We start from the raw sequence: 22,966 nt of genomic DNA on the forward strand, positions 1-22,966 counted from the left end.
TCGCTAAACTGGCGACACTGGCTAGGCCTTAGAGGAGCGAACTATGCAAAACGCAAATAACTTGATTTGGATCGACCTGGAAATGACCGGTCTCGACCCAGAACATGATGTGATTATCGAGATGGCCACCATTGTCACCGACAGTGAGCTTAATATTCTGGCCGAAGGCCCTGTGATTGCTGTGCATCAGAGTGATGAGGCGCTGGCAGGCATGGACGAGTGGAATACCCGTACCCACGGCGAAAGTGGCCTGACTCAGCGGGTGCGTGACAGTAAAATCAGTTCGGCTGAAGCCGAAGCCCAAACCATCGCCTTCCTCGAACAGTGGGTGCCTAAAGGTAAATCACCGATTTGCGGCAATAGCATTGGCCAGGACCGTCGTTTTCTGTATCGCTATATGGCAACCCTGGAGGAATATTTCCACTATCGCTATCTGGACGTTTCGACACTTAAAATTCTGGCGGACCGTTGGGCACCGCAAATCAAGGAAGGCTTCGTCAAAAAAGGCACGCATCAGGCTTTAGATGATATTCGCGAGTCCATCGCCGAGTTGCAGTATTACCGCGAGCACTTTCTCAAGGTTTGATAGTGACTGATTCGTTATGACGCTTGAGCGCCCATTCAACATGTTCGCGCACTAACTCAGATGGGTAATCGCGGCGCGCCTTGAGCGCTTCGATTACCGGAATGCTTGAAGGTGCATTGCCAAGGCCAACGGCCAGGTTACGTAACCAGCGCTCGTAGCCGGCTCGGCGCAGTGGCGAGCCTTCGGTGCGGCTGAGAAACTCTTCTTCGCTCCAGCAAAACAGCTCCGCCAACTCGGCATTGTCGAGTTGGTGGCGCGGTTTGAAGTCGGATTGCTCCGTGGGGCTGGCGAAGCGGTTCCAGGGGCAGACCATCTGGCAGTCATCGCAACCAAATACCCGATTTCCGATTGGGGCACGCAACTCTTCAGGGATCGCGCCTTTGAGCTCGATCGTCAGGTAGGAAATGCAGCGTCTGGCATCGAGCACATAGGGCCCAACAAACGCCTGAGTCGGGCAAATATCCATGCATGCCGTGCAGCGTCCGCAGTGCTCACTGGCGTGCGGGGCATCGACTGGCAGGTCGATATCAACAAACAGCTCGCCCAAAAAGAAATAACTACCCGCTTTACGGTTGAGCACCAAGGTGTTTTTGCCGATCCAGCCGAGACCTGATTGTTCGGCGATGGCCTTTTCCAGTACCGGCGCGCTATCGACAAAGGCGCGAAACCCGAAAGGGCCGATGGCCTGCTGGATACGCTCGGCCAAGTGCTGCAAGCGCTTGCGGATCAGCTTGTGGTAGTCGCGGCCCAAGGCATAACGGGAAATATAGGCCTTCTCGGGCTGAGCAAGGCGTTTAACCATTTGCGTGTCGCCCGGCAGGTAATCCATGCGCAGCGAAATCACGCGCAACGTACCGGGAACCAGTTGTTCGGGGTGCGAGCGCTTGCTGCCGTGCGCCGCCATGTACTCCATCTCACCTTGGTAGCCTTGGTCCAGCCAGCGCTGCAAGTGCGCTTCATGCTCGCCTAGGTCTAGCCCGCTGATACCGACCTGCTGAAAACCCAATTCCCGGCCCCAGTCTTTGATTGACTGTGCGAGTTGGTTGAGATCAAGCGTATCTATAGACATGTTCAGCGGCAAACCAATAGATGAGGTGCGTATAATTCTGCCAGACAACGGAGTACTCGCATGCCGGATTCTGCAGACAATTTTCCTTCAGCCCTTTATAGCGCAGCTCAAGTGCGCCAGCTTGATGCCAGTTTAATTGTAGCGGGCACGCCTGGTTTCGAGCTTATGGGGCTGGCTGCACGGGCCATGTGGCGTGCATTGCGCAGGCGTTGGAGTGATGTTGGCGAGCTGACGGTGCTGGCTGGGCGCGGTAATAATGCCGGCGATGGCTATTTAATCGCCGAATTGGCCCAGCGGGCTGGCTGGCAGGTGAAAGTGCTTGCGGTGGGTGAGACGGGCGCATTGGCAGGCGATGCGCTGCTGGCGTTTAAGCAGGCTCAGGAGGCTGGCGTGCTGATTGAGCCTTGGTCTGAGCACGCGGTGCTCTGTGGTGTGGTCGTCGATGCATTGCTCGGCACCGGCCTAAAGGGGGAGGTGCGTGCGCCCTATGCGGCTGTTATTGCACGGCTTAATGGCAGTGGTTTGCCCGTGCTGGCGGTGGATATACCTTCTGGCTTGAGTGCCGATACCGGGCAAGTGCTTGGCTGTGCAGTGCGGGCCGATATCACCTTCACGGTGATCGGTTTGAAGATAGGTTTATTCACTGGGCAAGCGCCTGAGTACGTTGGGCAGATACAGTTCGATGATCTGCACGCGAGCCCCGCGATTGTCGCAGGGCAGGCTGCGATAGGGCAGCGCCTTGTTGGGGGGAATGTGGCGCAGTTGCCTGCGCGTCAGCCGACTGTACATAAAGGTCAACTGGGGCATGTGCTGGTAGTGGGTGGTGATTTGGGCTTTGCTGGCGCGGCGTTGCTGGCCGCGCAAACTGCACTACGAAGTGGTGCTGGCCTGGTTTCTGTGGCCACCCGCGCTGAACATGTGAATGCGGCGCAGGCGCGCATACCCGAGGTGATGGCCGCGTCAGTGGCGTCGGCTAATCAACTGCTAGCACTGGCAAAAAATGCATCGGTGTTAGTGGTTGGCCCCGGTTTAGGCCAGGGTGCTTGGGGGCGTAGCTTGTTATCGGTTGCAGCCATTAGCTGGATGCCGCAGGTCTGGGATGCCGATGCGCTGAACCTGTTGGCCAAGGATTGTGTCTCAGTGCCAGCAAATTGTGTAATCACGCCTCACCCTGGCGAGGCTGCACGTTTATTGGGCTTGAGTAGTGCGCAAGTACAGTCTGACCGGCCCGCAGCAGCCTTAGAGCTGGCCAAGCGGTTTAATGCAGTTTGCGTGTTGAAAGGCGCTGGCAGTTTGATTGCTGACCCAGGCGGGCAATTACGCCTATGTGATCGAGGTCATCCGGTGATGGCTGGTGCTGGACTGGGGGATGTTCTGGCTGGTCTCATTGGTGCGCTGATAGCGCAAGGACTGTCATCCTTTGATGCAGCGAGTTTGGCCGTATGGTTGCATGCTCTGGCCGGTGAGCGATTAGCGGCTAAGGGCGTAGGTTTAGCGGCCAGTGATTTGTGTAATGCCATTCGTCAGTTATTACAGGAGCAATCAGTTGTCTGAGTTAGAGCTATACGCCGCTGATGAGCAGGCGATGGTTGAGCTGGGTGGGCGTATTGCCGGTATCACGGGAGGTACTGGGGTTATCTACCTGCACGGCAACCTCGGGGCAGGTAAAACCACGTTTTCGCGGGGGATAATCCGTGGGTTTGGTCATGTCGGTGCGGTTAAAAGTCCCACCTTCACCCTGGTTGAGCCCTACGAGTTAGGCGACATTCGGGTCTATCATTTCGACCTATACCGCTTGGTAGATCCTGAAGAACTGGAGTTTTTGGGTATTCGCGATTACTTCGAAGGGGACGCGCTGTGTTTGGTCGAGTGGCCAGAGCAGGGCACAGGCGTTTTGCCAAAGGCCGATATGGACATTACCATTAGCGTGCAGGGAACAGGGCGAATGCTGCGTTTTCAAGCGCATAGCTCGCGCGGTACTGCCTGGTGTGCCGATTTGGCCATCGGGAGATGAACACAATAATGGGGTCGGGTATGCGCATAAGCGCGCGTTTAGTTTTAGTTGGGGTCGTGCTGGCGGCTTTGGCCTCCGAGGTATTTGCTGCCTCTGATGTGCGCAGTGTTCGCCTATGGCGGGCGCCGGACAATACCCGTTTGGTCTTTGACTTGTCTGGCCCGGTGACACACAGCGTATTCACGCTGGCAGCGCCTGACCGCATCGTGATCGATATCACCGGTGCTAAGTTGGCGACCTCGCTGGATAAGTTGTCCTTGAGCAATACCCCCATTACCGACGTGCGCTCTGCGCAGCGTACGGCTAATGACTTGCGCGTGGTGATTGACCTTAAAGAGGCGGTCACTCCGAAGAGCTTTACCTTGGCACCCAATCAGCAGTATGGCAATCGCCTCGTTGTCGATCTCTACGACAAAGGTGCCGATAGCACGCCTAACTTGCCACCTACTACAGTTTCACCTTCGGCACCTGTGCCTATTACCCCGACCCAGTCGCCACCTAAACTGACTCCGGTGCCAAGCGGTAAGCGTGAGATCGTGATCGCTATTGATGCGGGTCACGGCGGTGAGGATCCGGGCGCGTTGTCTTCGGTTAAAGGGCGTGTCGAGAAAAACGTTACCTTGGCCATCGCCAAAGAACTGCAACGTCAAGTCAATGCTGAGAAGGGCTACCGTGGCGAGTTGGTGCGCACGGGGGACTACTTTATTCCATTGCGTAAGCGCACCGAGATCGCTCGCAAGAAGGGCGCTGATCTGTTCGTTTCGATCCATGCCGATGCTGCGCCTTCACGCGCTGCATTTGGGGCTTCGGTGTATGCCTTGTCAGACCGCGGTGCCACTTCTGAAACTGCCCGTTGGCTGGCTGATTCGGAAAACCAGTCGGACTTGATCGGGGGGGCTGGCAACGTCAGCCTCGACGATAAGGACCGTATGCTGGCTGGGGTGTTGCTCGACTTGTCGATGACAGCTTCATTGTCTTCGAGTTTGAACGTCGGCCAGAAAGTCTTGAGTAATATTGGTCAGGTGACGCCGCTGCACAAGCGCCGCGTTGAGCAGGCCGGGTTTATGGTGTTGAAGTCGCCGGATATTCCGTCAATTCTGGTCGAGACAGGCTTTATTTCCAACAACAATGAGGCCAGTAAGTTGGTTACTGCCAGTCACCAGCGCTCCTTGGCGCGTTCGATTATGACTGGGGTTAAGCAGTTCTTTGAGCAGAATCCACCGCCCGGTACCTACGTTGCCTGGATGCGTGATTCCGGCAAGATTGCTCAGGGGCCACGTGAGCACCGAGTCAGCTCGGGCGATAGCCTGGCGCTGATTGCAGCGCGGTATCAGGTGAGCATGGCTTCGATCAAAAGCGCCAATTCTATGAGTTCTAACGTGGTCAAAATTGGCCAAGTCTTGAAAATTCCTGCCACTTCATTGGCTGCACAACCATGATGGATGCTGCAAGAATCCAGCTGCTTAGCCCGCGGCTGGCTAACCAGATTGCTGCCGGTGAAGTTGTTGAGCGCCCCGCTTCGGTTATTAAAGAGTTGTTGGAAAACAGCCTGGACTCCGGTGCAAAACGCATCGAAGTCGATGTTGAACAAGGTGGCGTCAAGCTGCTGCGGGTGCGCGACGATGGGGGCGGTATTTCTGCTGACGACCTGCCCTTGGCCCTGGCCCGTCACGCCACCAGTAAAATCCGTGAACTTGAAGACCTTGAGCACGTTATAAGCATGGGCTTCCGGGGCGAGGCGCTTGCCTCAATCAGTTCCGTGTCGCGGCTGACTTTGACTTCGCGTACTGCAGGCGCAGAGCAGGCCTGGCAAGTCGAGACTGAGGGGCGCGATATGCAGCCGCGGGTCCAACCTGCTGCGCATCCGGTTGGCACTTCCGTTGAAGTGCGCGATTTATTCTTCAATACACCGGCGCGCCGCAAGTTCTTGCGTGCTGAAAAAACTGAATTCGATCACCTGCAAGAAGTCATCAAGCGCTTGGCGTTGGCCCGTTTTGATGTCGGCTTTCAACTGCGGCACAACGGTAAAACCATTCTTTCGCTGCATGAAGCAAATGATGAAGCCAGTCGTGCTCGGCGAGTTTCGTCAGTCTGTAGTAACGGTTTTCTTGAGCAGGCGTTGCCGATTGAGATCGAGCGCAATGGTTTGCGTCTGTGGGGTTGGGTGGGCTTGCCAACCTTCTCGCGCAGTCAGGCTGACCTGCAGTATTTCTACGTCAACGGGCGCATGGTGCGAGACAAGTTGGTCGCCCATGCCGTGCGTCAGGCGTATCGCGATGTACTGTTTAATGGTCGCCACCCGACCTTCGTGTTGTTTCTAGAGATTGATCCGGGTGTGGTCGATGTCAACGTGCACCCGACCAAACACGAAGTGCGTTTCCGTGATGGGCGCATGGTCCATGACTTCCTTTACGGTACCTTGCATCGCGCCTTGGGTGATGTGCGCCCTGAAGATCAACTCGCAGCACCTGCGTCCGTGACGACCATGGTGCGGCCGACCGGCCAGGCTGCTGGTGAGTTTGGCCCGCAAGGCGAGATGGGGCTGGCTGCCAATGTGCTTGAACGCCCGCAAGCTGAGTCGGTATGGCGTTCGCCTGGAGCTGGGTTTCAAGGGGGCGGGGCAGCGTTGCCTGCCGCTGAGGCTCAAGCAGCTTATCGCGAGTATTTCACGCCGATGCCGCAAGCGTCTGCGCCCGTTGGCTTGCCGCAAGAGCAGGGCGATGTGCCGCCCTTGGGCTATGCCATTGCACAGCTTAAAGGCATCTATATTCTCGCCGAAAACGTTCAGGGCATGGTGCTGGTCGATATGCATGCGGCCCATGAGCGCATCACCTATGAGCGACTCAAGGTCGCTATGGCCAGCGAAGGCTTGCGGGGTCAGCCACTGCTGGTGCCGGAGTCTATTGCAGTCAGCCAGCGAGAGGCGGACAGCGCTGAGGAGCACGCGGCATTGTTCCAGACTCTGGGTTTCGAGTTGCAACGCTTGGGCCCTGAAACCTTGGCGATCCGTCAAATTCCGGCGTTGCTCAAACAGGCTGAAGCCACGCGGTTGGTTCAGGATGTGCTAACTGATCTGCTTGAATATGGCACCAGTGACCGCGTCCAGGCGCACATCAATGAGTTGCTCGGTACCATGGCATGCCATGGCTCGGTGCGCGCTAACCGGCGCCTTACGCTGCCTGAGATGAATGCTTTGCTGCGTGATATGGAACACACTGAGCGCAGCGGCCAATGCAACCATGGTCGCCCGACGTGGACGCAGCTTGGTATGGATGACCTGGACAAATTATTCCTGCGCGGACGCTAATTGGCCGCGCAACCTTGCCGAGAGATTTAAGCAATGCCTGAGCGCCTGCCGCCAGCAATATTCCTGATGGGGCCAACGGCTGCCGGTAAGACCGATTTGGCCTTGGAGCTTGCGCGGGCGCTGCCGTGTGATTTGATTAGCGTCGACTCGGCGTTGATTTATACCGGTATGGACATCGGCACCGCCAAACCTGACAAAGCCACTTTGTCTGAGTTTCCCCATCGCTTGATTGATATTCGCGACCCGGCGCAAAGCTATTCGGCTGCGGAATTTCGTGCTGATGCGCTGGCTGAAATGGCTGAAATCACGGCCAGAGGCCGGATCCCACTGTTGGTCGGCGGCACCATGCTTTACTACAAGGCATTGCAAGAAGGTTTGGCGGATATGCCCGGTGCCGATGCACAGGTACGTGCAACGCTTGAAGCGCGGGCTGCTGTTGAGGGTTGGGGGGCGCTGCATGATGAGTTGGCGGTGGTTGATCCAGAGTCAGCTGCACGTATTCACCCCAATGATCCGCAACGTCTAACCCGTGCGCTTGAGGTGTATAAGGTCAGCGGTTTGACCATGACGGAGCATCGTCAGCGCCAAGCGCAACAAAATGTTGAGGTTAACCCGGCGACCGCTGGGCATTTACCCTATAATGTTGCTTGCATGGCCATTGCGCCGGCTGATCGAAGCGTGCTTCACGAACGAATTTCACGGCGTTTTCAGATAATGCTTGAACAAGGCTTTATCGAAGAGGTCGAACTTCTGCGTCAAAGAAGTGACTTGCATCCAGGTTTACCGTCTATACGTGCAGTAGGTTACCGCCAAGTGTGGGAATACCTTGACGGCGGTGTAAGTCGATCGAAGATGCAGGAACTGGGGATTATTGCGACTCGCCAGTTGGCTAAACGGCAGTTTACATGGCTGCGCAGTTGGTCTGATGTGCACTGGCTAGACAGCTTAGCTTGCGACAATGCGTCACGTGCCTTGAAATACTTTGCATCGGCCTCCATATTGAAATGAGACCATGCCGTTAGCCGTCTATCCTTGAGGGGGAGGCGGCGCTAAGTTGTTTATTGATTCTTAAATTATTGAAATTGATCCTTAAAGGAGTGCGGCACATGTCAAAAGGGCATTCGCTACAAGACCCTTACTTAAATACCCTGCGTAAGGAACGCGTCCCGGTATCTATTTACCTGGTTAACGGGATTAAGTTGCAGGGACAAATCGAATCTTTCGACCAGTTTGTGATTTTGCTGAAGAACACTGTCAGCCAGATGGTCTACAAACATGCAATTTCCACCGTAGTGCCGAGCCGTCCGGTTCGTCTGCCAACCGCTAGCGAAACGGAGCAGGCCGAGTCCGAGCCAGGTAACGCCTGATTTTAGGGGGCTGTATTGTTCTTCGAACGCCATGAAGGTGGTGAGCGGGCCATCCTGGTTCATTTGGATGGCCAGAACTCCGAGGCGAGTGAAGATCCGCAAGAGTTTCAGGAACTCGCTATTTCAGCGGGTGCTGACACGGTGGCCTTTCTCAGCGTGCCGAGTAATCGGCTGACTGCGAAATACCTTATTGGTAGCGGAAAGGTTGAGGAATTGCGAGATCAGGTCAAGGCCGTAGAGGCTGATCTGGTTATCTTCAATCACGTTCTGACGCCCAGTCAGGAACGTAACCTTGAGCGTGCATTTGAGTGTCGGGTGTTGGACCGTACCGGTCTGATTCTCGATATTTTTGCCCAGCGCGCGCGTACTCACGAGGGTAAGTTGCAGGTCGAACTTGCTCAGCTTGATCACATGAGTACACGACTCGTTCGCGGCTGGACTCACCTTGAGCGTCAAAAGGGTGGTATCGGTCTGCGTGGCCCGGGTGAAACCCAGCTCGAAACGGATCGCCGTTTGCTGCGGGTGCGGATTCGTCAAATCAAGCAGAAGCTCGATAAGGTGCGCAGCCAGCGAGAGCAGGCGCGTCGTGGCCGTCAGCGCGCGGACATTCCTTCGGTGTCATTGGTGGGTTACACCAACGCCGGTAAATCGACCCTGTTTAACGCCGTGACCGAGTCTGAGGTCTATGCGGCCGATCAACTCTTCGCCACCCTTGATCCAACCTTGCGCCGCCTTGAAATAAACGACTTCGGGCCTATTGTGCTGGCAGATACTGTGGGCTTTATTCGCCACTTGCCGCACAAATTGGTTGAGGCATTTCGTGCGACCCTTGAAGAGTCGAGTAACTCCGACTTGCTGCTCCATGTGATCGATGCTCATGAGCCAGAGCGCATGGCGCAGATCGAACAGGTGTTGGAGGTGTTGACTGAGATCGGTGCCAATGAGCTGCCGATTCTTGAGGTCTACAACAAGCTTGATTTGCTTGAAGGTGTGGAGCCACAAATTCAGCGTAATGCCGATGGCAAGCCACAACGTGTATGGTTGTCGGCGCGGGATGGACGTGGTCTACCTTTACTTAAGCAGGCAATTGCGGAACTCTTGAGTGATGACCTGTTTGTCGGCACATTACAGTTGCCGCAAAAGCTTGGCCGGTTACGTGCTCAATTTTTTGAGTTAGGTGCCGTGCAAAGCGAGGGTCACAGCGAAGATGGCAGTAGTTTGTTGGCAGTACGTTTGCCGCGTGTGGAGCTGAATCGGTTGGTGAGTCGCGCCGGTCTGCAGCCGTTAGAGTTTATCGAGCAACACACTTTGCAATAAAGCCTGTGTCAGCGGTTGTGCCGCTGGGGCTGGGCATTCGGTAGCATTGGCTGGCGCGCCGCGGGCGCGTCTTTGCTTTATCAGATGGAGAGCGCTATGGCTTGGAATGAGCCGGGTGGCAACTCGAATAATCAGGATCCATGGGGTGGACGCCGTAACAACGGTGGCGACCGCAAAGGGCCTCCCGATCTCGACGAGGCCTTCCGCAAGCTACAGGAAAGCCTTAACGGGTTATTCGGTGGCGGTAAAAAACGTGGCAGTGGTGACGGTGACAATGGTGGCAGCAGCAAGGGTGGCTACGGCATGCTCTTGGTTGGCTTCCTGGTCATTGTGGCCTTTTGGCTGTACAGCGCGATCTATGTTGTCGATGAGCAGGAGCAAGCTGTTGTTCTGCGTTTCGGTAAATATTACGAGACCGTTGGGCCGGGCCTGAATATCTATTTCCCGCCGATTGATCGTAAGTTTCAGGAAAACGTCACCCGCGAGCGTGCATACAGCAAGCAGGGCCAGATGTTGACCGAAGACGAAAACATCATCGAAGTGCCGCTGACCGTGCAGTACAAAATCAGCAATCTGCAAGATTTTGTACTTAACGTTGACTCGCCAGAAACCAGCTTGCAGCAAGCAACTGACAGTGCGGTGCGTCACGTCGTTGGCTCGACCGAAATGGACCAGGTTCTGACCGAGGGTCGTGAGCTGATGGCCAGTGAGGTTAAGGAGCGCTTGCAGCGTTTCATGGACACTTACAAGACCGGTATCGTGGTGACTCAGGTGAACTTGCAAAGCGCTGCTGCGCCACGTGAAGTTCAGGAAGCCTTCGATGACGTGATTCGTGCCCGTGAAGACGAACAGCGTGAGAAGAACAAAGCTGAAACCTACGCCAATGGTGTGGTTCCAGAGGCGCGTGGTCAGGCTCAGCGTCTGGTTGAAGATGCGATGGGTTACCGCGATGAAGTGGTTTCTCGCGCTCAGGGTGAGGCTGATCGCTTCACTGCACTGGTTGGCGAGTATCGCAAGGCGCCGGAAATTACCCGTGAGCGTCTGTACCTCGACACCATGCAAGAGCTGATGAGCAATACCAGTAAGGTTCTGGTCACTGGCGACAAGGGGCAGAACAACCTGCTTTACCTGCCGCTGGATAAAATGATCGATGGCCGTAAGGGCAGTGGCTCAAGTGCAATATCTGGCAGTGCTTCGGCAAGTGATCCAGATGTGCGTTCATCGAGCACGACACAACCGGTTGATCTGCGTTCAAGGGAGAGCCGCTGATGAGTAGTAAATCACTGGTTGCCTTGATCGTTGCGGTGGTTCTGGCAATTGTTGCCTGGAACAGCTTCTACATCGTGGCGCAAACCGAGCGTGCGGTATTGCTGCAGTTTGGTCGTATCGTTAATCCGGATGTTAAGCCGGGTCTGCATGTGAAGATCCCATACGTCAACAAAGTACGCCTGTTTGATGGTCGCTTGATGACGTTGGACGCCAGCAGCTCGCGTTTCCTGACGCTGGAAAAGAAAGCGCTGATGGTTGATGCCTATGCCAAGTGGCGTGTGCGTGATGCCGAGAAGTACTACACAGCAACTTCGGGTGTTAAGCAGACCGCTGATGAGCGACTGGCACGTCGACTGGAAGCTTCGCTGCGTGACCAATTCGGTAAGCGCACGCTGCATGAGTCGGTGTCGGGTGAGCGGGATGCCTTGATGGCTGACGTGACTGCATCGCTGAACAAGGCGGCGCAGAACGAGCTGGGTATCGAGGTTGTGGACGTACGGGTTAAGGGCATTGATTTGCCTAAAGAAGTAAACCGTAGCGTGTTCGATCGTATGGGCTCGGAGCGTGAGCGTGAAGCGCGCGAGCACCGCGCCAAGGGTAAGGAGTTGGCAGAAGGTATCCGCGCGGATGCCGATCGTCAGCGCCGTGTATTGTTGGCCGAAGCCTATCGTCAAGCTGAAGAGCTGCGCGGTGAGGGTGACGCTAAAGCTGCAGCCATCTACGCCAAGGCCTATGGTCAGGATCAGGAGTTCTACTCCTTCTACCGTAGCCTGAAGGCTTACCGCGAGAGTTTTGCGGACAAGCGTGACGTGTTGGTGCTGGATCCAAGTAGCGAGTTCTTCCGCTATCTGGAGAAATCCAAGCAGCCATAACTGTTAACCCGACGGACGCATGTCGTCCGTCGGGGTGACCGTTTAAGAAAACGTGGTATGATGCGGCAGCCGGGAAAATCCCGGCTTTTTTGCGTCTGTGGGAATCATGTGGCAGGAATTAGGCATTGCAGTGTGTTTGGTGTTGGTGCTGGAAGGCATCCTGCCCTTCCTCTATCCGCGTCGTTGGCGCGGCACGGTCGAGCAGCTAATTCAGTTGTCAGATCGCGGACTGCGTCTTATGGGGCTGACCAGCATGTTGCTGGGCACAGCACTTCTTTATTGGCTTCACTGATGGCTTGTGCCGCCCGGATCAAGAGGGGAATGGCGAAATGGCGACGGTAGACCGCTGGCTGCTGCCAGATGGCATTGAAGAAGTATTGCCTCCAGAGGCTGCGCGCATTGAAGTGGCGCGCCGGCAGGTGCTGGATCTATTTCAGTGCTGGGGTTATGAATTCGTAGTAACGCCGCATATCGAATACCTTGAGTCGCTGCTGACTGGCGCGGGTCAGGACCTCGATCTGCGTACGTTCAAAGTGATCGATCCCTTGTCGGGTCGGCAAATGGGTTTCCGTGCGGATATCACGCCGCAGGTTGCTCGTATTGACGCACATACCTTGCGTCGCGAAGGGCCAAGTCGTTTGTGCTATGCGGGCAGCGTGCTGCACGCGCAACCACGAGCGCTGACCACCTCGCGTAGCCCGATTCAGTTGGGTGCCGAGTTGTATGGCGATGCCAGTCCGGCGAGTGACGTTGAAGTCATCAGCTTGCTGGTCAATACCCTTGAGCTGGCTGTGGTGCCTGATGTGCATATGGACCTTGGTCATGTCGGTATCTATCGCGGCTTGGCGCGTGCGGCAGGCCTGTCTGGTGTGGTTGAGCAGCAGCTGTTCGATGCCCTGCAGCGTAAGGCGATTGATGAAATTGCTGAGCTGACTGAAGCCCTGCCAGCCGAGTTGCGCAAGATGCTGCGTGCTTTGGCCGAGCTCTGTGGTGGTCGCGATGTACTTGATCTGGCTCAGGCTTGCCTGGTCGAAGCGCCGGATGATGTGCATGCGGCGCTGGATGATCTGGTGGCAATTGCCGATGAGCTGAGCCTGCGTTACCCGGAATTACCGTTGTACTTTGATCTTGGCGAGTTGCGCGGCTATCACTATCACACGGGTGTGGTATTTGCTGCGTTCGTGCCGGGTGTCGGTCAGTCGATTGCTCAGGGTGGTCGTTACGACGATATCGGCGCAGACTTTGGTCGCGCGCGTCCGGCAACCGGGTTCTCGACAGACTTAAAAACCTTGGTGAGCTTGGGCAATATGCAATTGCCTGATGCGCCAGCGGGTATTTGGGCGCCTGATCACCACGATGTTTACCTGTGGCAAGCAGTACAGAAGTTGCGCGGCGAAGGTGCGCGCGTTGTACAGGCTCTGCCAGAGCAGAATTTGGCTGATGCGCATGAGGCTGGCTGTGACCGTCAGTTGCAGTTGCGTGATGGTCGTTGGCAAGTGACGCCCTTGGCGTCCTGATATGTTTCCGTCGGTTATCGCCGACATCTAGCTTGCGCGAATGAGGACAAGTGTTATGGGTAAGAATGTCGTAGTCCTGGGCACCCAGTGGGGCGATGAGGGCAAGGGTAAGATCGTCGACCTGTTGACCGAGCAGGCTGCTGCCGTAGTTCGTTATCAGGGCGGTCATAACGCTGGCCACACCTTGGTAATCAACGGCGAGAAAACCGTTTTGCACCTGATCCCGTCAGGCGTGCTGCGCGATGGCGTACAGTGCTTGATCGGCAACGGCGTTGTGGTTGCGCCTGATGCCTTGATGCGTGAAATCATCAAGCTTGAAGAGAAGGGTGTGCCGGTGCGCGAGCGTCTGCGTATCAGTCCTTCTTGCCCGCTGATTTTGTCTTATCACGTGGCCTTGGATCAGGCCCGTGAAAAAGCCCGTGGCGATGCCAAGATCGGTACCACCGGTCGCGGTATTGGCCCGGCTTACGAAGATAAAGTTGCCCGTCGTGGCCTGCGTATCGGTGATCTGTTCCACCGTGAACGCTTTGCTGCCAAGTTGGGCGAGCTGCTTGATTACCACAACTTCGTGTTGCAGAACTTCTACAAAGAACCTGCGATCGATTTCCAGAAGACCTTGGACGAGTGCATGGAGTACGCAGAGCTGCTCAAGCCGATGATGGCTGACGTAACTGCGATTCTGCACGAGATGCGCCGTGATGCCAAAGACATCATGTTTGAAGGTGCTCAAGGCTCGCTGCTGGATATCGACCACGGTACTTATCCTTACGTGACCAGTTCCAACACCACGGCGGGCGGCATTGCCACTGGTTCTGGTTTTGGTCCGATGTACCTCGACTACATTCTGGGTATCACCAAGGCTTACACCACGCGTGTGGGTTCGGGTCCGTTCCCAACCGAGCTGTTCGATGAAACCGGTGCGTTCCTCGCCAAGCGTGGCCATGAGTTCGGTGCCACCACTGGCCGTGCTCGTCGTTGTGGTTGGTTTGACGCGGTTATCCTGCGTCGCGCTATCGAAATCAACAGCATCTCGGGTCTGTGCCTGACTAAGCTGGACGTGCTCGATGGCCTTGAAACCATCAGCATCTGCGTGGGTTACAAAGATCAGAACGGTGACGTTTTGGTTGATGCGCCGACTGATGCGGACAGCTACATCGGCCTGCAGCCTGTGTACGAAGAAGTGCCGGGTTGGAGTGAATCCACCTTGGGCGCTAAGACCCTTGAAGAGCTGCCAGCGAACGCTCGCAATTACATCAAGCGGGTTGAAGAGCTGGTGGGCGCACCTATCGATATCATCTCGACCGGTCCTGACCGTAACGAGACCATCGTGCTGCGTCATCCATTCGGCTAAGTCATTGCCGGTGGTTAAAAGGGTCGCCTCGTGCGGCCCTTTTTGCATTCTGAGCTGGGGTGATTTCGGCGGCTGTTGGCTAATTTGCGTACAGACGAAAAATCTTTGGGCATAAACCTTGCTGGGCCTCAATAAATCCCTGAAGTCGCCGTTATAGAAGTACGGTCGTTGAGGAGTTGCCCCGTGTTCGCCATTGCTTCGTTGTTGCGTAGTCGTTTGCTGCGCCCGGTATTTATTGCCCTGGGTCTGGCGTTGTTGGTGCAGGTGCTGGTGGCGGTGGTGCTCACGCGCACAACGGTCAGCACGCTGGTTGAGGATCTGTCGGCGCGTTTGGGTAATGATACCCAGCAACTGTCGGCGGATCTTGAGGCGGCCAGCGCCGAGGTTCGGGGCGGTCTTGAGGGGCTTTCCAGTAGGACTCAGGCCAGCCTGAACGCTGGATTAAAGGAGCGCTTGAGTGCAGAGCAGGTGCAGTTGCGCGGCGTGCTGGAGAGCAACCTCAAGCAGTCTGCTGATGACCTTGCCCAGTTGCTGGCTGCAGTTGCACCCAAAGCTATTTGGGATAACGACGTACCAGCGTTGACCGAGTTGGTGCGCATGGCTCATCGCAATCCCAATGTGCTCTTTGCCGTGTACCTGGATGCCAGTGGCGAGCGGCTGACGCGGCACGTTAACCGTACTGACGAGCGTGTGAAAGCCTTGATCAGCAAGGGGCAGGGTCGCGGCACGTTGGATAAGTTGCTCAACGCTGCGGCCAGTGATTCTGGGGTGTACATAGCTGAATCATCTATTAATCCAATGGGTTCTGAGATCGGCAAAGTTATTCTGGGCATCTCAACCGTTGATGTTGAAAAGGTTGTGTCTCAGTTCGACCAGCGTTTCACTGCACTAATTGGCAGCAGTGGTCAGCTGGTTTCGGACGGTTTGAGTGCGGCAGCCAGTGACAGTGCTGCTGCCTTGGCTGGGCGGCTCAAAGGTGCCCAGCAAACCGCTCAAGCCATGACTGAAAATAGCCGGCAGGCTATCGAGTCAGCAGCTCAAAGCCTGCGTTGGAATATCAGTATTGGTCTGGCGTTAGTCGGTTTGGTGATTTTGATAGTGCTGGCGCTGGTGTTGGGGCGTCGTGTGGTAAGCAAGCTGCATACCTTGATCGCGGTCATGGATGATTGGGCGGCTGGCGAGGGTGATTTAACCCGGCGGGTGCACATGAGCAGCCGTGATGAGATCGGTGATATGGCTGCGGTGGTCAATCGCTTTGTGGGTAGGTTGCAGCCTATCGTTCGCGAGGCTGGTGATATTGCCGTGCGCACCGGTGTAGAGATCGAAGGTTTGGCTGCGCGCAGTGCGGCGGCCGAGGTTTCCGCAGCCAGACAGCGTGATGAGGTGGCTGGCAGCTTGCAGGCGCTGGCACAGATGGCGGACGAGGCCCAGGCAGAAAGTCATTCGATGCAGGAGGCCTTGCAACGCGTAGGGTCGATTCGTCAGGCCACTCAGGACAATGCGGCAATCGCCAAGCGCGTGGGCGCATCGATTGCTGAGTTGGTCAGCAGTGTGGACACCGGCGCAGGAGTAATTCAGCGTCTGGCCCGTCAAAGTGAGCAGATCGAAGTGGTGCTGACGGTCATTCATGGTATCGCCGAGCAGACCAATCTGTTGGCGCTCAATGCGGCGATTGAAGCGGCCCGCGCCGGAGAGAGTGGTCGCGGTTTTGCCGTGGTGGCCGATGAGGTCCGAGCGCTGGCCAGTAAAACCCAGCAGTCCACAGGTGATATCCAGGCGCATATTGGCGCGCTGCAGCTGGGGGCTCGAGAGGCGGTGAGTGCCATTGATCAGGCCAGCCGACAGGCGGCGCAAGGTTTGGCAGCGCTCAATGAAAGTGAGCGGGTGCAGAGTTCGGTGCAAATTGCCGTTGAAGAAGTTCACGGAGCGATCAATGCGGCGGCCAGTGCGGCGGCTCATCAGGCTCAGGGGGCGAATGCTGTGCGTGGGCGAGTTGAGGTCATTCACTCAGAGGCGGGGCATGCCGCTGAAGCGGTCGCTGCAACCGCCAAGAGTGGTCGTGTACTCGATGGCTTGGCAACTCAACTCAAGGCCAGTCTGGGGCAGTTCAGGGTCTAGAAGCCGCTAGATATAAGGACCGCCAAGGGCTCTTGGCGGTTTATGTCAATCAGCTGCTAAGCTAAATAACAGGCATAAAAAAACCGAGCCTTTGGCTCGGTTTTTTGAATTTGGTGCCCAGGAGAAGACTCGAACTTCCACGACCGTAAGGTCACCAGCACCTGAAGCTGGCGTGTCTACCAATTTCACCACCTGGGCATTGATTGCAAAGATTGCTCTTTTACGATCAACTACAACAACGTTTGCCGTCGTTGTGGCGCGCATAATACGGATCGGTATTTTACTTGTAAACCCCCGTCGTTAAAAAATTTTATTATGTGCTCTGGGCTGACCCGGACACCTGTTTCGCGCTTCAATAGGCACATGACAAACCGAATTTATATAGAAAAGGTGAATCCTCTCTAATGGCCGATTGGCAATCCCTCGATCCCGAGGCCGCTCGTGAAGCGGAAAAATATGAAAACCCCATTCCAAGTCGTGAGCTTATTCTCAAGCATCTCGATGAGCGTGGCTCCCCAGCAAACCGCGAACAGCTGCTGGAAGAGTTCGGGTTAACCACTGACGAGCAGATAGAAGCGCTGCGCCGTCGACTGCGCGCAATGGAGCGCGACGGTCAGCTTATTTACACGCGACGTGGTACTTACGCACCCGTTGATAAGCTTGATTTGGTCTTGGGCCGCATCAGCGGTCACCGTGATGGCTTTGGTTTCCTGATCCCGGATGACGGCAGCGACGACCTGTTTCTCAGTCCTGCGCAGATGCGCTTGGTCTTTGATGGCGACCGCGCCTTGGCGCGGGTTGCCGGCCTTGATCGCCGTGGACGCCGTGAAGGTGCTGTGGTTGAAGTGATCTCCCGCGGCCATGAATCCATCGTCGGTCGTTATTACGAAGAAAGCGGCATTGGCTTCGTGATTCCAGATAATCCGAAAATCCAGCAAGAGGTTCTGGTTACCCAGGGCCGCAATGCGGGCGCTAAGCAGGGTCAGTTTGTTGAGGTGAAAATCACCCACTGGCCAACTCAGCGCTTCCAGCCGCAAGGTGATGTGGTTGAGGTTGTCGGCAACTACATGGCGCCGGGCATGGAGATCGACGTTGCACTGCGCAGCTATGACATTCCCCATGTATGGCCGGATGCTGTGGTTAAAGAAGCCCGCAAGCTCAAGCCGGAAGTTGAAGAAAAAGACAAAGAAAAGCGGGTCGATTTACGTCACCTGCCGTTCGTCACCATCGACGGTGAAGATGCACGCGACTTCGATGATGCAGTGTATTGCGAGAAAGGCGGCGGTAACTGGCGTCTGTTTGGCGGTGGCTGGAAACTCTATGTGGCCATCGCTGACGTTTCCCATTACGTCAAAGTCGGTTCCGCGCTCGATGCGGAAGCCCAGGTGCGTGGTAACTCCGTGTATTTCCCGGAGCGGGTTATCCCGATGCTGCCGGAGGAGTTGTCAAACGGCCTGTGTTCGTTGAACCCCCATGTCGACCGTTTGGCCATGGTGTGCGAGATGACTATCTCGAAAACCGGCAAGATGACCGACTATCAGTTCTACGAAGCCGTGATTCACTCCCATGCGCGTCTGACTTACAACAAGGTCAGCACCATGCTGGAGCAGCCGAAAACGGCCGATGGCAAAGCGCTCTGTGGTGAATACAAAGAAGTACTGCCGCATCTCAAGCAGCTTTATTCGCTTTATCACGTGCTGCTGGACGCTCGCCATGAGCGTGGGGCGATTGATTTCGAAACCCAGGAAACCCGGATCATCTTCGGTGCTGGGCGTAAGATTGCTGAAATTCGTCCAACCCAGCGCAACGATGCGCACAAGTTGATCGAAGAATGCATGCTGGCCGCCAACGTCGCCACCGCAGCTTTTATGCAAAAGCATGAAATCCCTGCTTTGTATCGCGTGCACGATGGTCCGCCGCCTGAGCGTTTGGAAAAGCTCAAAGCCTTCCTCGGTGAGTTGGGCTTGAGCCTGCACCGTGGTAAAGCTAAAGACGGTCCATCGCCGAAGGATTATCAAGCTCTGCTTGAAACCATCAAGGATCGTCCGGATTACCACCTGATTCAGACCGTGATGCTGCGTTCCCTGAGCCAGGCGGTGTACAGCGCTGATAATCACGGCCACTTCGGTCTTAATTACGATGCCTATGCGCATTTCACCTCGCCGATTCGTCGCTACCCAGATCTGTTGATCCATCGGGCGATCCGCAGTGTGATTCGTTCCAAGCTGGATACGCCGCATGTTCAGCGTGCCGGTGCCACGAGCATGCCAAAAGCGCGTATTTATCCGTACGACGAAGCGATGCTTGAAGAGCTTGGCGAGCAGTGCTCGATGTCTGAGCGTCGTGCCGATGAGGCCACGCGAGATGTGGTTAATTGGCTCAAGTGCGAGTTCATGAAAGACCGTGTTGGCGAGACCTTTCCGGGTGTGATCACTGCCGTGACTGGTTTTGGCCTGTTCGTCGAGTTGAGTGATATCTACGTTGAAGGCTTGGTGCATGTCACCGCGCTGCCCGCGGACTATTACCACTTCGACCCGGTTCACCACCGTTTAGCCGGGGAGCGCAGCGGCCGTAACTTCCGCTTGGGTGATAGCGTTGAAGTGAAGGTGATGCGGGTCGATCTGGACGAGCGCAAAATTGACTTCGAGATGGCTCAAGGCGCTGCTGATGCGGCTGTCGGTCGCAAGCGTGGCGATACCGGTCGTGGACGTAATGAGCGATCAGCCAAGGGCGAGCGCAGCAGCAGTACAGAGCGCGCTGGCAAGGCTGAGCGTCCGAGCAAATCTGTAAGCAAGGATGCACCTAGCGCCGATGTGCAAAAAAGCCGCGATGTTAAGCGCGCGTTGCTGGCTGGCTCAAAGGCCAAGCCGAAAACGGGTGGCGCTAAATCGGGTGGTGCAAAGTCCGGAGCCAAGGCAGATGGTAAGTCAGCCGCACCGTCAAAACACCGTAAGGGCCCGCCAAAATCTGGCGGGACGACCAGCAGTGCACCGCGTAAACGTAAGGCGAAACCATGAGTCAGTTGGAAAAAATCTACGGTGTTCATGCTGTAGAGGCATTGTTGCGTCATCACCCGAAGCGGGTGAAGCAGGTGTGGTTGGCAGAAGGGCGCAGTGATCCGCGTGTGCAAACCTTGATTGCCCTCGCAAGCGAAGCGCGCGTGGCCGTAGGTCAGTGCGAGCGCCGTGAGATGGATGCTTGGGTTGAGGGCGTGCATCAGGGTGTCGTGGCAGATGTTAGTCCGAGCCAGGTGTGGGGCGAGGCCATGCTCGATGAGCTGCTCGACCGTACCGAAGGTGCGCCGCTGATTCTGGTGCTTGATGGCGTGACCGACCCGCATAACCTCGGTGCGTGCTTGCGCACTGCCGATGCGGCAGGCGCGCTGGCGGTGCTGATTCCGAAAGATAAATCAGCCACCCTCAATGCAACCGTGCGTAAAGTCGCTTGCGGCGCGGCTGAAGTGATTCCCTTGGTGGCGGTAACTAACTTGGCGCGCAGCCTGGAGAAACTCCAGCAACGTGGGTTATGGGTCGTTGGTACGGCGGGAGAGGCCGAGCAAGAGATTTATGACCAAGACCTGACTGGGCCAACCATCTTGATCATGGGAGCGGAAGGTCGCGGTATGCGTCGCCTGACCCGTGAGCACTGTGATTACCTAGTCAAGTTGCCAATGGCGGGCAGCGTTAGCAGCCTCAACGTCTCGGTGGCTACAGGTGTTTGCCTGTTTGAAGCCATGCGCCAGCGTCGTACCGTCAAAAAGTAAGATGACCTGAGCGCTGCTGAACCCAGCGCTTTACGGTTTTGCGGCTGGCTGTCGGGCATTGCCCGGTGGTCAGTGGCAGGCTTGTAATTGTTCAAATAATCACCAGTTTACCTTGCTTGTCGTCTGGGGCTTCTCTAGAATGTCGCCCCTTGCCGTGACGGCAGGCGCTTTTGTGCCCTCCGTTCAGCAAGACTAAACAAGTGATATTCACTCCTTGCCTGACTGCATTTAGCGGCAGGCTACAACCCGTAAGGAGCATTTATGCGTCATTACGAAATCATCTTTCTGGTTCACCCGGACCAGAGCGAGCAAGTCGGCGGCATGGTTGAGCGTTACACCAAGCTGATCGAAGAAGACGGCGGCAAAATCCACCGTCTGGAAGATTGGGGCCGTCGCCAGTTGGCGTACGCTATCAACAACGTTCACAAGGCTCACTACGTGATGCTGAACGTTGAGTGCACTGGCAAAGCCCTGGCTGAGCTGGAAGACAACTTCCGTTACAACGACGCTGTGATCCGTAACATGGTCATCCGTCGCGACGAAGCAGTCGTTGAACAGTCGGAGATGCTCAAGGCCGAAGAAAACCGCAGTGAGCGCCGTGAGCGTCGTGACCGTCCTGACAGCGCTGAGTCTGATGACTCGAACAGCGATGACAGCGACAACAACGACAGCGACAACGCTGACGAGTAATCCACGGATCTATTGAGGAGCCTATCAAATGGCACGTTTCTTCCGTCGTCGTAAATTCTGCCGTTTCACCGCTGAAGACGTGAAAGAGATCGATTTCAAAGATCTCAACACCCTGAAAGCATACATCTCGGAAACCGGCAAAATCGTTCCTAGCCGTATCACCGGTACTAAGGCTCGTTATCAGCGTCAGCTGGCTACCGCTATCAAGCGCGCTCGCTTCCTGGCCCTGTTGCCTTACACCGACAGCCACGGCCGCTAAGACCGGATGTTCGACAAGTAGTAAGGGATTAACGCATGCGCGCCTTAGCTGAATTTATTATGCGCGGCCGTGTGCAGGCCACTCTTGTAGTGGTCGGATCGGCGGCATTGCCGCTGCTGTTCTGGTTGAGTGCTGCTGCAGGCTGTCTTGTACTCCTGCGGCGCGGTTTGAGTGATGCCCTAGGCATCCTCGCATGGGCATTGCTGCCGGCCATTGGCTGGTGGTATTTCGGCGAACCGCGCACCTTGATGGTGTTGCTGGGCGCGCTGGGGATGGGGTTGTTGTTGCGCTCCAGTATGTCGTGGAACCGTGTGCTGCTTTGCAGCGTGGCACTAGGCTTGGTGTATGGGTTGGTTTTGGGTGCGGTATTCCGTGAACCTATCGATGCCATGGCGGGTGAGTTGAAACAGCTCATGCCGCAAATGCTTGATGGGGTCTACCAGCAAATGTCGGTAGATGAGCGAGCGCGACTAGACAGCCTGATTGCACCGGTGCTGACTGGATTGCTGGCAGCTTTGTTGCAGATTGTCAGCCTGTTGAGCCTGATGCTTGGGCGCTACTGGCAGGCGTTGTTGTATAACCCGGGTGGTTTCGGGCGCGAATTTCGCACCTTGAAGCTACCGCCGCCGTTAGCGATGTTGCTGCTGGTGGGCATGCTGTTAGGGCCGAATCTTGGTCCACAAATGGCCATGCTGACACCGTTGTGTAGCGTACCGCTGGCGTTTGCAGGCATCGCCCTGATTCATGGGTTGGTGGCGCAAGGGCGGATGTCCAAGTTTTGGCTTGTGGGGCTGTACATCACGCTGTTGCTGTTTATGCAGCTGACTTATCCGTTACTGGTGGTAATCGCCATTGTCGACAGTCTGTTTGATTTTCGTGGGCGTCATGAGCGTAAAAAAGGCTCTGACTCCGCGAACGGTGAAGGTTAAAAGTTAAGAGGTTATTACCAAATGGAACTGATCCTGCTGGAAAAAATCGCCAACCTGGGCAACCTGGGCGATAAAGTGAACGTTAAGGCTGGTTACGGCCGTAACTTCCTGCTGCCGAAAGGCAAGGCCACTGCAGCTACCGCTGCAAACGTTGCTGCTTTTGAAGCACGTCGCGCCGAGCTGGAAAAAATTGCTGCCGAGAAGAAAGCTTCTGCTGAATCTCGCGCTGCTCAGCTGGCTGAACTTGAAGTCACCATCACCGCTACTGCGGGCGATGAGGGCAAACTGTTCGGCTCGATCGGTACTCACGACATCGCTGATGCACTGACCGCCTCTGGCGTTGAAGTAGCTAAAGCTGAAGTTCGTCTGCCGAACGGCACTATTCGTCAAGTTGGCGAATACGACGTAGCCGTGCACCTGCACAGCGACGTTGAAGCAACCGTTAAGGTTGTTGTTGTAGCTGCGTAAGCAGTATGCGACATAGTGGGCTTGCACTTAGGTGCAGGTCTGCTGACAATCAGGCACGGCATTGCGCAAG

At 55.9% G+C, this 22,966-nt stretch carries 21 protein-coding genes, 1 tRNA gene and 1 pseudogene; 21 read left to right on the forward strand and 2 right to left on the reverse strand.

Translation table 11 applies throughout. From position 1 onward, the window contains the following. Positions 1-43 precede the first annotated feature (43 nt). Complete coding sequence (gene orn, locus ACIGCM_RS08130) at positions 44-586, forward strand: oligoribonuclease (protein WP_397501537.1); 543 nt, start codon at positions 44-46, stop codon at positions 584-586. Here the strand turns inward: orn and queG are convergent. Beyond that, a complete protein-coding gene (gene queG / locus ACIGCM_RS08135) occupies positions 576-1,655 on the reverse strand; it encodes a tRNA epoxyqueuosine(34) reductase QueG (RefSeq protein WP_397501538.1) in 1,080 nt (359 codons plus the stop codon). The two genes, orn and queG, sit on opposite strands and share 11 nt — an antisense overlap. A 60-nt stretch (positions 1,656-1,715) precedes the next feature. Between queG and ACIGCM_RS08140 the strand changes: the two genes are divergently transcribed. The 14 genes and pseudogenes from ACIGCM_RS08140 to ACIGCM_RS08205 all read left to right on the forward strand — a co-directional run bounded on the left by ACIGCM_RS08140 (position 1,716) and on the right by ACIGCM_RS08205 (position 16,787). Beyond that, the gene (locus ACIGCM_RS08140; RefSeq protein ID WP_397501539.1) at positions 1,716-3,209 is read left to right on the forward strand and encodes an NAD(P)H-hydrate dehydratase; all 1,494 of its coding nucleotides are present in this window, start codon (positions 1,716-1,718) and stop codon (positions 3,207-3,209) included. Beyond that, positions 3,202-3,669, forward strand: coding sequence for a tRNA (adenosine(37)-N6)-threonylcarbamoyltransferase complex ATPase subunit type 1 TsaE (gene tsaE, locus ACIGCM_RS08145; protein WP_397501540.1), 468 nt, complete (start codon positions 3,202-3,204; stop codon positions 3,667-3,669). Before ACIGCM_RS08140 ends, tsaE begins: the two co-directional genes overlap by 8 nt. Before the next feature lie 8 nt (positions 3,670-3,677). Next, positions 3,678-5,108 carry an N-acetylmuramoyl-L-alanine amidase gene (locus ACIGCM_RS08150; protein WP_397501975.1) on the forward strand — a complete coding sequence of 477 codons (1,431 nt, stop codon included), beginning with the start codon at positions 3,678-3,680 and terminating at the stop codon, positions 5,106-5,108. Continuing rightward, positions 5,105-6,976 carry a DNA mismatch repair endonuclease MutL gene (gene mutL, locus ACIGCM_RS08155; protein WP_397501541.1) on the forward strand — a complete coding sequence of 624 codons (1,872 nt, stop codon included), beginning with the start codon at positions 5,105-5,107 and terminating at the stop codon, positions 6,974-6,976. Before ACIGCM_RS08150 ends, mutL begins: the two co-directional genes overlap by 4 nt. Positions 6,977-7,009: 33 nt before the next feature. Further along, positions 7,010-7,984: a tRNA (adenosine(37)-N6)-dimethylallyltransferase MiaA gene (miaA, locus tag ACIGCM_RS08160; protein ID WP_397501542.1), complete on the forward strand. Its 975-nt coding sequence runs from the start codon at positions 7,010-7,012 to the stop codon at positions 7,982-7,984. 98 nt (positions 7,985-8,082) lie between these two features. Continuing rightward, the gene (gene hfq, locus ACIGCM_RS08165; RefSeq protein WP_010488369.1) at positions 8,083-8,343 is read left to right on the forward strand and encodes an RNA chaperone Hfq; all 261 of its coding nucleotides are present in this window, start codon (positions 8,083-8,085) and stop codon (positions 8,341-8,343) included. Between the two features lie 15 nt (positions 8,344-8,358). Continuing rightward, positions 8,359-9,660 (forward strand): ribosome rescue GTPase HflX, encoded by a 1,302-nt coding sequence (hflX, locus tag ACIGCM_RS08170; RefSeq protein ID WP_397501543.1) that lies wholly within the window; start codon positions 8,359-8,361, stop codon positions 9,658-9,660. 96 nt (positions 9,661-9,756) lie between these two features. Then, complete coding sequence (gene hflK, locus ACIGCM_RS08175; RefSeq protein ID WP_397501544.1) at positions 9,757-10,929, forward strand: FtsH protease activity modulator HflK; 1,173 nt, start codon at positions 9,757-9,759, stop codon at positions 10,927-10,929. Continuing rightward, a complete protein-coding gene (gene hflC, locus ACIGCM_RS08180) occupies positions 10,929-11,801 on the forward strand; it encodes a protease modulator HflC (RefSeq protein WP_397501545.1) in 873 nt (290 codons plus the stop codon). Before hflK ends, hflC begins: the two co-directional genes overlap by 1 nt. 106 nt (positions 11,802-11,907) lie before the next feature. Beyond that, positions 11,908-12,093, forward strand: coding sequence for a DUF2065 domain-containing protein (locus ACIGCM_RS08185; RefSeq protein ID WP_397501546.1), 186 nt, complete (start codon positions 11,908-11,910; stop codon positions 12,091-12,093). A 37-nt stretch (positions 12,094-12,130) separates the two neighbouring features. After that, positions 12,131-13,318: an ATP phosphoribosyltransferase regulatory subunit gene (locus ACIGCM_RS08190; protein ID WP_397501547.1), complete on the forward strand. Its 1,188-nt coding sequence runs from the start codon at positions 12,131-12,133 to the stop codon at positions 13,316-13,318. Positions 13,319-13,373: 55 nt separating this feature from the next. Further along, positions 13,374-14,669, forward strand: a complete 1,296-nt coding sequence (locus ACIGCM_RS08195) for an adenylosuccinate synthase (RefSeq protein WP_397501548.1) — start codon at positions 13,374-13,376, stop codon at positions 14,667-14,669. A gap of 999 nt (positions 14,670-15,668) precedes the next feature. Next, a pseudogene (locus ACIGCM_RS08200) lies at positions 15,669-15,929 on the forward strand (HAMP domain-containing protein); the annotation flags it as partial. After that, complete coding sequence (locus ACIGCM_RS08205) at positions 15,903-16,787, forward strand: methyl-accepting chemotaxis protein (RefSeq protein ID WP_397501976.1); 885 nt, start codon at positions 15,903-15,905, stop codon at positions 16,785-16,787. The pseudogene ACIGCM_RS08200 and the gene ACIGCM_RS08205, both read left to right, overlap by 27 nt. A 111-nt stretch (positions 16,788-16,898) precedes the next feature. Here the strand turns inward: ACIGCM_RS08205 and ACIGCM_RS08210 are convergent. Then, positions 16,899-16,985: transfer RNA gene (locus ACIGCM_RS08210), tRNA-Leu, on the reverse strand. A 206-nt stretch (positions 16,986-17,191) separates the two neighbouring features. Here ACIGCM_RS08210 and rnr point away from each other — a divergent pair. From rnr to rplI, 6 genes are all read left to right on the forward strand, one after another. Continuing rightward, positions 17,192-19,804 carry a ribonuclease R gene (gene rnr, locus ACIGCM_RS08215; protein ID WP_397501549.1) on the forward strand — a complete coding sequence of 871 codons (2,613 nt, stop codon included), beginning with the start codon at positions 17,192-17,194 and terminating at the stop codon, positions 19,802-19,804. Continuing rightward, complete coding sequence (rlmB, locus tag ACIGCM_RS08220; RefSeq protein ID WP_397501550.1) at positions 19,801-20,550, forward strand: 23S rRNA (guanosine(2251)-2'-O)-methyltransferase RlmB; 750 nt, start codon at positions 19,801-19,803, stop codon at positions 20,548-20,550. The genes rnr and rlmB overlap by 4 nt, the downstream gene beginning before the upstream one ends. A gap of 261 nt (positions 20,551-20,811) precedes the next feature. Beyond that, complete coding sequence (rpsF, locus tag ACIGCM_RS08225; RefSeq protein WP_397501551.1) at positions 20,812-21,240, forward strand: 30S ribosomal protein S6; 429 nt, start codon at positions 20,812-20,814, stop codon at positions 21,238-21,240. Positions 21,241-21,268: 28 nt separating this feature from the next. Next, positions 21,269-21,499: a 30S ribosomal protein S18 gene (gene rpsR, locus ACIGCM_RS08230; protein ID WP_003246847.1), complete on the forward strand. Its 231-nt coding sequence runs from the start codon at positions 21,269-21,271 to the stop codon at positions 21,497-21,499. A gap of 35 nt (positions 21,500-21,534) precedes the next feature. After that, entirely contained in the window at positions 21,535-22,428 is an 894-nt protein-coding gene (locus ACIGCM_RS08235; protein WP_397501552.1) for a hypothetical protein, read from the forward strand. 21 nt (positions 22,429-22,449) lie between these two features. After that, entirely contained in the window at positions 22,450-22,896 is a 447-nt protein-coding gene (rplI, locus tag ACIGCM_RS08240) for a 50S ribosomal protein L9 (protein WP_397501553.1), read from the forward strand. Positions 22,897-22,966: the final 70 nt, after the last annotated feature.

This window comes from Pseudomonas sp. NPDC078700, assembly GCF_044542375.1.
GTDB lineage: Bacteria > Pseudomonadota > Gammaproteobacteria > Pseudomonadales > Pseudomonadaceae > Aquipseudomonas.

What these genes read in the sequence shown, in the direction of transcription:
- ACIGCM_RS08185 (WP_397501546.1), top strand. Translation starts at nt 11,908, where the DNA reads ATGTGGCAGGAATTAGGCATTGCAGTGTGTTTGGTGTTGGTGCTGGAA.
- ACIGCM_RS08150 (WP_397501975.1), top strand. Translation starts at nt 3,678, where the DNA reads ATGGGGTCGGGTATGCGCATAAGCGCGCGTTTAGTTTTAGTTGGGGTC.
- rpsF (WP_397501551.1), top strand. Translation starts at nt 20,812, where the DNA reads ATGCGTCATTACGAAATCATCTTTCTGGTTCACCCGGACCAGAGCGAG.
- mutL (WP_397501541.1), top strand. Translation starts at nt 5,105, where the DNA reads ATGATGGATGCTGCAAGAATCCAGCTGCTTAGCCCGCGGCTGGCTAAC.
- miaA (WP_397501542.1), top strand. Translation starts at nt 7,010, where the DNA reads ATGCCTGAGCGCCTGCCGCCAGCAATATTCCTGATGGGGCCAACGGCT.
- rplI (WP_397501553.1), top strand. Translation starts at nt 22,450, where the DNA reads ATGGAACTGATCCTGCTGGAAAAAATCGCCAACCTGGGCAACCTGGGC.
- orn (WP_397501537.1), top strand. Translation starts at nt 44, where the DNA reads ATGCAAAACGCAAATAACTTGATTTGGATCGACCTGGAAATGACCGGT.
- hflK (WP_397501544.1), top strand. Translation starts at nt 9,757, where the DNA reads ATGGCTTGGAATGAGCCGGGTGGCAACTCGAATAATCAGGATCCATGG.
- ACIGCM_RS08190 (WP_397501547.1), top strand. Translation starts at nt 12,131, where the DNA reads ATGGCGACGGTAGACCGCTGGCTGCTGCCAGATGGCATTGAAGAAGTA.
- rlmB (WP_397501550.1), top strand. Translation starts at nt 19,801, where the DNA reads ATGAGTCAGTTGGAAAAAATCTACGGTGTTCATGCTGTAGAGGCATTG.
- rnr (WP_397501549.1), top strand. Translation starts at nt 17,192, where the DNA reads ATGGCCGATTGGCAATCCCTCGATCCCGAGGCCGCTCGTGAAGCGGAA.
- ACIGCM_RS08195 (WP_397501548.1), top strand. Translation starts at nt 13,374, where the DNA reads ATGGGTAAGAATGTCGTAGTCCTGGGCACCCAGTGGGGCGATGAGGGC.
- hfq (WP_010488369.1), top strand. Translation starts at nt 8,083, where the DNA reads ATGTCAAAAGGGCATTCGCTACAAGACCCTTACTTAAATACCCTGCGT.
- ACIGCM_RS08140 (WP_397501539.1), top strand. Translation starts at nt 1,716, where the DNA reads ATGCCGGATTCTGCAGACAATTTTCCTTCAGCCCTTTATAGCGCAGCT.
- hflC (WP_397501545.1), top strand. Translation starts at nt 10,929, where the DNA reads ATGAGTAGTAAATCACTGGTTGCCTTGATCGTTGCGGTGGTTCTGGCA.
- ACIGCM_RS08235 (WP_397501552.1), top strand. Translation starts at nt 21,535, where the DNA reads ATGCGCGCCTTAGCTGAATTTATTATGCGCGGCCGTGTGCAGGCCACT.
- rpsR (WP_003246847.1), top strand. Translation starts at nt 21,269, where the DNA reads ATGGCACGTTTCTTCCGTCGTCGTAAATTCTGCCGTTTCACCGCTGAA.
- queG (WP_397501538.1), bottom strand. Translation starts at nt 1,655, where the DNA reads ATGTCTATAGATACGCTTGATCTCAACCAACTCGCACAGTCAATCAAA.
- ACIGCM_RS08205 (WP_397501976.1), top strand. Translation starts at nt 15,903, where the DNA reads ATGGCTGCGGTGGTCAATCGCTTTGTGGGTAGGTTGCAGCCTATCGTT.